7 protein-coding genes and 2 pseudogenes are annotated in these 9118 nt (G+C 72.7%); 5 read left to right on the top strand and 4 right to left on the bottom strand.

Annotated features, from left to right (window positions below; translation table 11 throughout):
• Both ABT078_RS41950 and ABT078_RS41945 read left to right on the top strand, forming a co-directional pair.
• A pseudogene (locus ABT078_RS41950) lies at positions 1–905 on the top strand (DUF6493 family protein); the annotation flags it as partial.
• Positions 906–981: 76 nt separating this feature from the next.
• The gene (locus ABT078_RS41945) at positions 982–2460 is read left to right on the top strand and encodes a GNAT family N-acetyltransferase (protein WP_502981569.1); all 1479 of its coding nucleotides are present in this window, start codon (positions 982–984) and stop codon (positions 2458–2460) included.
• On the opposite strand, the pseudogene ABT078_RS41940 reads toward ABT078_RS41945, so the two are convergent.
• Positions 2414–3610: pseudogene (locus ABT078_RS41940) on the bottom strand (trans-sulfuration enzyme family protein); the annotation flags it as partial. The gene ABT078_RS41945 and the pseudogene ABT078_RS41940 sit on opposite strands and share 47 nt — an antisense overlap.
• A gap of 59 nt (positions 3611–3669) precedes the next feature.
• On the opposite strand from ABT078_RS41940, the gene ABT078_RS41935 reads away from it, so the two are divergent.
• Entirely contained in the window at positions 3670–4146 is a 477-nt protein-coding gene (locus tag ABT078_RS41935; RefSeq protein ID WP_351237648.1) for an Lrp/AsnC family transcriptional regulator, read from the top strand.
• Positions 4147–4228: 82 nt separating this feature from the next.
• The gene (locus ABT078_RS41930) at positions 4229–5929 is read left to right on the top strand and encodes a DUF885 domain-containing protein (protein ID WP_351237646.1); all 1701 of its coding nucleotides are present in this window, start codon (positions 4229–4231) and stop codon (positions 5927–5929) included.
• 450 nt (positions 5930–6379) lie between these two features.
• On the opposite strand, the gene ABT078_RS41925 is transcribed toward ABT078_RS41930, so the two are convergent.
• Together ABT078_RS41925 and ABT078_RS41920 are read right to left on the bottom strand one after the other, a co-directional pair.
• Positions 6380–7234, bottom strand: coding sequence for an SDR family oxidoreductase (locus ABT078_RS41925; protein ID WP_351237644.1), 855 nt, complete (start codon positions 7232–7234; stop codon positions 6380–6382).
• Between the two features lie 89 nt (positions 7235–7323).
• A complete protein-coding gene (locus ABT078_RS41920; protein ID WP_351237642.1) occupies positions 7324–7812 on the bottom strand; it encodes a rhodanese-like domain-containing protein in 489 nt (162 codons plus the stop codon).
• A gap of 94 nt (positions 7813–7906) precedes the next feature.
• Between ABT078_RS41920 and ABT078_RS41915 the strand changes: the two genes are divergently transcribed.
• Complete coding sequence (locus ABT078_RS41915; RefSeq protein WP_351237640.1) at positions 7907–8353, top strand: Lrp/AsnC family transcriptional regulator; 447 nt, start codon at positions 7907–7909, stop codon at positions 8351–8353.
• Here the strand turns inward: ABT078_RS41915 and ABT078_RS41910 are convergent.
• On the bottom strand, positions 8343–9118 hold a 776-nt coding region (locus ABT078_RS41910; protein WP_351237638.1), incomplete at its 5' end, for an SbcC/MukB-like Walker B domain-containing protein. The two genes, ABT078_RS41915 and ABT078_RS41910, sit on opposite strands and share 11 nt — an antisense overlap.

Here is a 9118-nt window from a genome sequence, read left to right as displayed (position 1 = left end):
CGGCCACGGCGCTGGGCACGCGGGAAGGCGAGAGGCTCGCCGCCTGGCTCGGCGCGGACGCCGGTGCGGCGCCGCTGGTGCGGCGCGTGCACGAGCCGAACGCCGAGGCCCGGCCGCACTGGTGGGACCGGGCACGGCAGGCCGCGCGCCACATCGTCGTCGAGAGCAGGGAACGTCTCGCTCTCCAGCGCGACTTCCCGCGGGCCTTCCAGCGGCTCGGGCGCCCGTACTCCGGATCGGGCCGCTGCTACCACTGGTCGGCCCTGGAGACCCAGTGGTTCGCGGTGCTGCCCGAGGACCGCGAGACGCTGGCCGCCTGGACACTGCCCGAGGTTGCGGCCTGCGCCACCGCCGAGGAGCGCGGCAACGCGGCGCTGCTGCCCCGGCTGACCGAGTGCGGCGGCCCGGCCGGTGAGGCCGTGCACCTGGCGGTCGCGTACGGGCTCGGCGCACGGCACGCCGAGGACCGGCTGGCGGCGGTGGACGCGCTCCTCGTGCTCGCCGCCCGCGGCGAGCTGGACGGCGGACGGCTGGGCCGCGATGCGGCCGAGCTGCTGCGGCTCGGCGCGGTGAAGCCCAACCGGCTTGCGGATGCGGTCCGGACGGCCGCCGCGACCGGTGCCTACGCGACGATGTGGTCGGTGCTGGGCTCGGTCCTGCCCGGTCTGCTCGACGCCGGTGATCCACCGCGCGGGTCGGGCGGGATACTGGCCGTGGCCGCCGACTGCCTGGAGCGGTGCGGGGCGGCCACGGAGCCCGGCAGCGTCGCCGAGCCCGCCGGTCTCCCGGAGCTGGCCGCTCGCGGCGGCTCCTCCCAGCTGGTGGCCCAGGCCGACCGGCTGCTGACCGCTATCCGTCACAGCCGTGATCAACCCAGGACGCAAAATGCCGAAAACAGCCACTAACCCGCTAGATCCATGCTTAACCAGTCAGTCACAAAGCGTTCGTGATCACGCAACACCGCTCGGTCACAGTGATTCCATGACTGAAGTGACTTACGCGAAGCGCACCCGCCGCCAGCACCACTGGCGGCGGGACCTCGTCGAGCTGGCCGCCCTGTTCACCGCCGTCGCCGTCGCCGACGCCGTGGCGAACATGATCGCCCACGGTCCCGACGGCCCGTATCTGCTCGTCGCCTCCGCCGTCGCGCTCATCGCCACGGCCGCGTTCCACACATGGTGGGCACGCCGCCACGGCCATGCGCCTCCGGCCGCCGATACCGGCGGTCCCGGGGCCGACGGCTCCGGGACCGCCCGCCTCTCCGCCCCGACCGGCGCGTCGGAGGGCGCCGGCGGATCCGACGCGCCGCGCGAGACCACGCTGTGGCGGATGCGCACGACCGTGCGGGACGAGCCCGGGAGTCTAGCCGCGCTGTGCACGGCCCTTGCCAGGCACCACGTGGACATCCTCACGCTCCAGACGCATCCGCTGGCGGACGGGACCGTCGACGAGTTCCTGCTGCGGGCCCCCGCCGCGCTCCAGGCGCAGGAGATCACCCGCGAGGTCTCGGCCGCGGGCGGCAGCAGCACCTGGATCGAGCGCGCCGACGCCCACGACCTGGTGGACACCCCGACCCGGCTGCTCGGCCTCGCCACACGCACCGCGCTCGATGCGGCCGAACTGCCCCTCGCACTACGTCAGTTGCTCGGCCGCTGCACCATCCACTCCGTGCCCGCAGTCAACCTCGCGGGCCGGCCGACCGGCGAGCCCGCCCCCGTCGAGGGCGTCCTCGATGAGACCCTGATGCGGCTGCGCGATCCGAGCGGCGGCACGATCACCGTCGAGCGGCCGTATCTGCCGTTCACGCCGACCGAGTTCGCGCGCGCCCGCGCGCTCGTCGAGCTCGACGCCCGCCTGGGCCCGCGCATTCCGCGCAGCCAGGCCGTGCTGACCCTCCCCGAGGGCAACGAGATCACCGTGCGCCGGGCCGACCGCGGCGACGTCGCCGCCGCCCGGGCGATGCACGACCGCTGCTCCACACGCACGCTGAGCCTGCGCTACCACGGCCCGGTCGGCGACGCGGACCGCTATCTGAACCATCTGCTCAGCCCTCGTTTCGGACGCACCCTCGCCGTCGAGACGTCCTCCGGCCGGCTCGTCGCCCTCGGCCATCTGCTGTGGGACGGGGACGAGACCGAAGTCGCCCTGCTGGTCGAGGACGAGTGGCAGCGCCGCGGCATCGGTTCCGAACTGCTGGGCCGGCTGGTCGCGATGGCCGTCGAGGCGGGATGCGAGAGCGTGTACGCCGTGACGCAGTCGTCCAACACGGGCATGGTCGCGGCCATGCGCGCTCTCGGCCTCCCGCTCGACTACCAGATCGAGGAGGGCACCCTGGTGATCACAGCGCGGCTGGGCGCGGCTCCCGTGGCGTCCCGGCTGCCGTACGAGATCCCGCACGGACTGCCTCGTGAGCTCCCGCAGATCCGGCCGCTCCCGCACGGGCGGAGCGAGCAGGCGTAGCGCCGCTCAGCGCCTCGCACAGATCCGCCCAGAGATCCTCGACGTCCTCGAGACCGACCGACATGCGCAGCAACCGGTCGCTGACGCCCGCGGCACGCCGGTCTCCCTCGGCCACGATGCGGTGGCTGATGGAGGCCGGGTGCTGGATCAGGGAGTCGACGCTGCCGAGACTGACCGCGGGCGTGATCAGCCGTACGCCCGCGATGACGTCGCGCGGCTCGCCGTACACCTCGAAGGAGACCATCGCGCCGCCGATCTCCGGGTAGTGGACCCGGGCGACGCGCGGGTCGGCGGCGAGCCGCCGGGCCAGGTCGGCTGCGGTCACGGAGGCCGCCCTGATCCGTACCGGAAGCGTGGACAACCCTCGCAGCAGCAGATAGCCGGCCATCGGGTGGAGCACCCCGCCGGTGGCGAAGCGCACCTGCCGCAGGGCGGACGCGAACTCGTCGTCGCAGGCCACGACGCCGCCCATCACATCGCCGTGTCCGCCCAGGTACTTGGTCGCGCTGTGCAGCACGATCCGGGCCCCGTGCTCCACGGGCCGCTGGAGGACGGGGGTGGCGAAGGTGTTGTCCACGAGCAGCGGCACCGAGCCGCAGGAGTGGGCGAGCGCCTTGATGTCGGTCTCGGCGAGGGTCGGGTTGGCGGGCGTCTCGACCATGACCAGCCCGGTGTCCGGCCGGATCGCGTCGGCGACGCCCGCCGGGTCGGTCCAGGTGACCTCGGTGCCGAGCAGTCCGCCGTCCAGCAGATGGTCGCTGCATCCGTACAGCGGACGGACCGCGACGACATGGCGCAGGCCCATGGCGGACCGGACCAGCAGCACCGCGGTCAGCGCCGCCATTCCGCTGGCGAAGGCCACCGCGTCGGCCGTCCCCTCGAGCCGGGCCAGGGCGGTCTCGAAGCGGGCCGTCGTGGGATTGTCGAGCCGGGCGTAGACGGGCGGTCCGTCGAGCCGGCCCCCGCTCGCGGCGAAGGCGTCGATACGTGCCGCCTCCGCCTCCACGTCATGGGAGGGGTAGGTGGTGGACAGGTCGATCGGCGCGGCGTGCACGCCCAGCTTCACGAGATCTTCGCGGCCGGCGTGCACGGCTTCGGTGGCCAGCGCCCTGTTGGCGGGGGTGGGCGCGGCGGAGGAGGCGTAGTCCATGGCCGCACTCTGAACAATTACCGGAGAGTAGCGCGATCGCTCCGTGCTACGTTCGGGCCATGGCTGATTCCGTCGTTCTCGATCCGGTGGATCTGCACATACTGCGCATTCTGCAGAACGACGCCCGGACCACGTACCGGGACGTGGCCTCCGAGGTGGGCGTCGCGCCCTCCACCTGCCTCGACCGGGTCGCCCGGCTCCGTCGCAGCGGGGTGATCCTGGGCCATCAGCTCCGCATCGATCCGGCCAAACTCGGAAGAGGGCTTGAAGCACTCCTCTCCGTTCAGGTACGCCCCCACCGCCGGGACCTGATCGGTCCGTTCGTCGAGCGGGTGCGGGCACTGCCCGAGTCGCGCGCGCTCTTCCATCTGACCGGCCCCGACGACTATCTGGTGCACGTGGCCGTCGCTGACGCGGCGGATCTCCAGCGGCTCGTGCTCGACGAATTCACCTCACGGCCGGAGGTCGCCCGGGTGGAGACCCGGTTGATCTTCCAGCACTGGGACTGCGGACCGCTGCTGCCCCCCGTCCCCTGAGGTCGCCGCGCAGGCTCGTTTGTCAGCCGACCGAGATCGGACGATGGTGACGCGGGCCCCTCGCAGCGGTCAGGATGAGCACATGCCAGAGACACCGAGCAGCGCGCTGCCCCGCCAGGTCGCCGACGCCTACGTCGACGCACTCATCGACCTCGATCCGATCACCGGTACCTACCTGGGCGTCCCGGAGAGCGCGAGCCGCCTCCCCGATTTCTCCCCGGCCGGCCAGGAGGCCGTGGCCGAACTCGCCCGCGAGACGCTGCGCCGCCTCGACGAGGCGGAGCGGCAGCCCGGAGCGGGTTCGGATGCCGAACGGCGCTGCGGGCGCCTTCTGCGCGAGCGGCTCACGGCGGAACTGGCCGTGCACGAAGCCGATGAGGGACTGCGCACCGTCAGCAACCTGCGCTCCCCCGCACACGCCGTGCGCAACGTGTTCACGCTGATGCCGACGGAATCGAAGACGGACTGGGCCACGATCGCCGAGCGACTGCGGGCGGTCCCCGACGCGCTGGCGGGCTACCGGGCCTCACTCTCCCTCGGCCTGGACCGCAAGCTGCCCGCCGGTCCGCGCGCCACGGCCGCCTTCGTCACGCAGCTCGACGAGTGGTCGGGAGCGACCGGCTCCGACGGGGAGGGCCGGAGCTGGTTCCAGGAGTTCGTCGCCGCCGGTCCGGACAGTCTGCGCGCCGAGCTGGACAGCGCGGCGCTCGCTGCCGCGGCCGCGGTCACCGGCCTGCGCGACTGGATGGGCGAGGTCTACGCCCCCGCGGTGGAGTCCGCGTCCGACACGGTGGGCCGCGAGCGGTACGCGCGCTGGGTCCGCTACTTCAACGGCACCGATCTCGACCTCGACGAGGCGTACGCGTACGGCTGGGCCGAATACCGCCGGCTGCTCGGCGAGATGAAGGCCGAGGCCGACAAGATCCTGCCGGGCTCCGGCCCTTGGGAGGCCCTCGCCCATCTCGACGAGCACGGCACGCACATCGAGGGCGTCGAGGAGGTCCGGGTCTGGCTGCAGAGCCTGATGGACGAGGCGGTCGAGGCGCTGGACGGTACGCACTTCGAACTCGCCGAGCGGGTACGGAGGGTGGAGTCCCGTATCGCCCCGGCCGGGAGCGCGGCCGCCCCGTACTACACCGGTCCGTCGGAGGACTTCTCGCGGCCGGGCCAGACCTGGCTGCCCACGATGGGCGAGACGCGCTTCCCGGTGTACGACCTGGTCTCCACCTGGTACCACGAGGGTGTGCCCGGCCACCACCTGCAGATCGCGCAGTGGGTGCACGTCGCCGACCAGCTCTCCCGCTACCAGGCGACGATCGGCGGCGTCAGCGCGAACGCCGAGGGCTGGGCGCTGTACGCGGAGCGGCTGATGGACGAGCTCGGTTTCCTGCCCGACCCGGAGCGCCGGCTCGGCTATCTGGACGCGCAGATGATGCGGGCCTGCCGGGTCATCGTCGACATCGGCATGCACCTGGAGCTGGAGATTCCCGCGGACTCGCCGTTCCACCCGGGCGAGCGGTGGACGCCGGACCTGGCCCAGGAGTTCTTCGGCAGCCACAGCGGCCGGCCCGCGGACTTCGTCGAGAGCGAGCTGACCCGCTATCTGTCCATGCCTGCCCAGGCCATCGGCTACAAGCTCGGCGAACGCGCGTGGCTCCGCGGCCGCGAGGCCGCGCGCGCGGCGCACGGCGACGCCTTCGACGCCAAGGCCTGGCACATGGCGGCCCTGTCCCAGGGCCCGCTGGGCCTCGACGACCTGGTCGACGAACTCTCGAAGCTCTGACCTCGGCGCCGTACGGCGTCGACGTCACCGACCCCGGCCGCGCCATCGGCGCGCGGCCGGGTGCCGGCACGTGAGCGCCGCCGGTGCCCGCGGGGCTGCTGAGGGCGTCCGGCGCCCGGTGTGTGTGTCGGGGTGTCGGGGGTGTCCGGTGAGCCAGGGTGCCCGTCCTCGAGCGCCGGACGAGCTGAGAATGCCCGGCCCCCTCCGCCGGCCCCGGCCGCCCGTCCTCGGACACGGACCAGGCTCGGGCGGAGCCGTGCCGTCCCGTCCCGTGCCGTGCCGTGCAGGCTCGTGTCGCCCCACCGGACGCACCGAACCCTCAGGAACGGCGGAAGCCCCCCTCCGAGTCGATGACCTGACCGGTGACCCACTCCGCCTCCTCGGGCGGAGCCGTGCCGTGCCGTCCCGTCCCGTGCAGGCTCGTGTCGCCCCACCGGACGCGCCGAACCCTCAGGAACGGCGGAAGCCCCCCTCCGAGTCGATGACCTGACCGGTGACCCACTCCGCCTCGTCCGTCGCGAGCCACGCGATGAGCCGGGCCGGATCGTCCGGCATACCCCACCTGCCCGCCGGAAAGAGCGCCGCGATCGCGTCGTACGCGTCGCCCGAGAGGTAGTCCGTGTCCACGGGACCGGGGTTGACGGTGTTGACCGTGACCGCGAGGTCGCCGAGGGCGGTGGCAAGGGTGCGGGTGGCCGAGGCCAGGGCGCCCTTGGCGAGGGCGTAGGCGAGCTCGTGGGGCATGCCGTCGGCGATGTCCTGACCGGACGTCATCATGACGATCCGGCCACCGGGCGTGCGGGGCGGCAGAGTTGCCCGCAGCCGCGCATACGCCTGCGCCAAAAGGATCACGGAACGCGTGTCGATCGCCCAGTGGGCGTCGAGCATCGCCGCGTCGATCGCGTCGAGCGTGCCGTCGGAACCGCTGAGGGCATGGTTGGCGACGAGTACGTCGACGCGGCCACCGAGCGCCTCGGCCGCCCGGGCCATCAGTTCGGCCGGGGCCCCGGCTTCCGAGAGGTCGCCCGGGCCGTGGAACACGCGGGCATCCGGGTCGCCCAGTGCCTCCCGTACGCCATCGGCCACAGCCTCCGGGCCGCCCGGCTCGGCCCCCCAGGGCTGGGCGGCGTCGTGGGGGACATGGTGGTGGAGATAGACGCTCGCGCCGTACGCGGCGAGCCGGCGGGCGACGGCATACCCGATGCCGCCGCGTCGGCTGGCGCCGGTGACGAGGGCGGTGCGGCCGCGGAGCGGCAGGGGGGCGCGGCGCAGCGCCGCCGCGTCGGGGTTCGGAATCCTGGGCATGGCAGCCCATCCTGGCGGCCACGTCCGCATGCTGTCACCCGGAATTCGGGTGGGGTGGACGACGTGGGGGCGCACACGCCGCCCCGGCCTCAACAGCCGCAGTTCTCCGCGGCGACCGGCGCGGTCAGCGGGTCCGGTGTCCGCCGCTCCTCGCCCTCCCGGGTCTCGTACGGGAAGCCCTCCCGTACCCAGTACTCGAAGCCGCCGAGCATCTCCTTGACCCGGTAACCGAGTTCGGCGAGGGCGAGCGCGGCACGGGTGGCGCCGTTGCAGCCGGGGCCCCAGCAGTACGTGACGACCGGTACGGACGGGTCGAGGAGCTGCCCGGCCTGCTCGCGCATCAGGGCGGTGGGCAGGTGGATCGCCCCGGGGATGTGGCCCTGGTCCCAGGACTCGGTGGAGCGTGAGTCGATCACGACGAAGCCGGGGTCGCCGTCGGCGGCGAGCGCGGCGGCGACATCGGAGACATCGGCGTGGAAGGCCAGACCGGCGGAGAAGTAGGCGGCGGCCGCGGCCGGGGAGGCCGGGGGAACACGGAGCACGGGGTTCGGGGCCGTGGTGAGCTGTGGCGTTGTCATGTCCCAGAATCTACGGTCGCTGATCGTCACGCTGAAGTGGGATTTCCCGGCACTTCTCTTGATGGGCCGGGGAATCCCCTGCTATTTCTCGGGGATGACGGGATATTCACCGGACGCCACGGACTGGCGCATCCTCGACGCCCTGCAGAGCCAGGGCAGGGCAAGTTTCGCCGAGCTGGCCCGGACGGTCGCGATGTCGCCGAGCGCCGTGACGGATCGGGTCCGCAGGCTGGAGGAGGCCGGGGTGATCTCCGGGTACACGGCCGTGGTGGACCACGAGCGCCTCGGGCTGCAGGTGCTCGCGTTCGTACGACTTCGCTATCCGAACGGCAACTACAAGCCGTTCCACGATCTGCTCGCGGCGACGCCCGAGATCCTGGAGGCGCACCATGTGACCGGCGACGACTGCTTCGTGCTGAAGGTCGCCGCCCGGTCGATGCGCCACCTCGAGCAGGTCTCCGGGAAGATCGGTGCGCTCGGGTCGGTGACGACGAGTGTCGTCTATTCGTCGCCCCTGCCCCGGCGGGCCGTCACCCGCTGACGCTGACGGAACCCAGGCCGCGCAACCGTACGGCGGATCCGTGCCGTTCCTTGACCACCTCCAGCTGGGCGGGAATCCGCCGGCGCAGATCGCCCACATGGCTGACGATGCCGACGCTGCGGTCACGCTCGCGGAGCGAGTCGAGGACGTCGAGGACCTCGTCGAGGGTCTGGTCGTCGAGGCTGCCGAAGCCCTCGTCGATGAAGAGGGTGTCCAGGCGCACTCCACCGGCCTCGTCCGTCACGACATCGGCAAGGCCGAGGGCGAGGGCGAGGGAGGCGAAGAACGTCTCGCCGCCGGAGAGCGTCGCGGTGTCGCGCTCGCGGCCGGTCCAGGCGTCCACGACATGCAGGCCGAGTCCTGCGCGCTTGCCGCCGGAGCGGGCGTCGGAGTGGACCAGTGTGTAGCGGCCGGAGGACATGCGCTGCAGGCGGACGGTGGCGGCGGCCGCGACCTGCTCGAGACGGGCCGCAAGGACGTACGACTCCAGGCGCATCCGGCGGGTGTTGTCTGCGGAGGTGCCCGCGGTGAGCCCGGCCAGCCGGGCGACCCGGTCGTACTCCTCGCGGAGCGGACCGACGCGGCGCACCTCGGACATGGCGTCGCGCGAAAGACGGGCGAGCTCGGCGCAGCGCTCGCGCGCGGCGGCGAGCGCGGACGCGCATAAGCGGGCCCAGGAGGAGACAGTACGGCGATTGCGGCAGAGAATCTTCACGGCATCGCAGGCAGGGGACCTCAGAAGGGTCCGCAACTTGCAGAAACTGA

Origin of the sequence: Streptomyces sp. NPDC002133, assembly GCF_040296405.1 — a bacterium.
GTDB lineage: Bacteria > Actinomycetota > Actinomycetes > Streptomycetales > Streptomycetaceae > Streptomyces.
The sequence above is the reverse complement of the archived record's forward strand: the minus strand, read 5'-3'. Positions and strand labels throughout refer to the sequence as shown.

Coding starts and splice junctions, on each gene's coding strand:
- ABT078_RS41945 (WP_502981569.1), top strand. CDS start 982: ATGACTGAAGTGACTTACGCGAAGCGCACCCGCCGCCAGCACCACTGG.
- ABT078_RS41935 (WP_351237648.1), top strand. CDS start 3,670: ATGGCTGATTCCGTCGTTCTCGATCCGGTGGATCTGCACATACTGCGC.
- ABT078_RS41930 (WP_351237646.1), top strand. CDS start 4,229: ATGCCAGAGACACCGAGCAGCGCGCTGCCCCGCCAGGTCGCCGACGCC.
- ABT078_RS41925 (WP_351237644.1), bottom strand. CDS start 7,234: ATGCCCAGGATTCCGAACCCCGACGCGGCGGCGCTGCGCCGCGCCCCC.
- ABT078_RS41920 (WP_351237642.1), bottom strand. CDS start 7,812: ATGACAACGCCACAGCTCACCACGGCCCCGAACCCCGTGCTCCGTGTT.
- ABT078_RS41915 (WP_351237640.1), top strand. CDS start 7,907: ATGACGGGATATTCACCGGACGCCACGGACTGGCGCATCCTCGACGCC.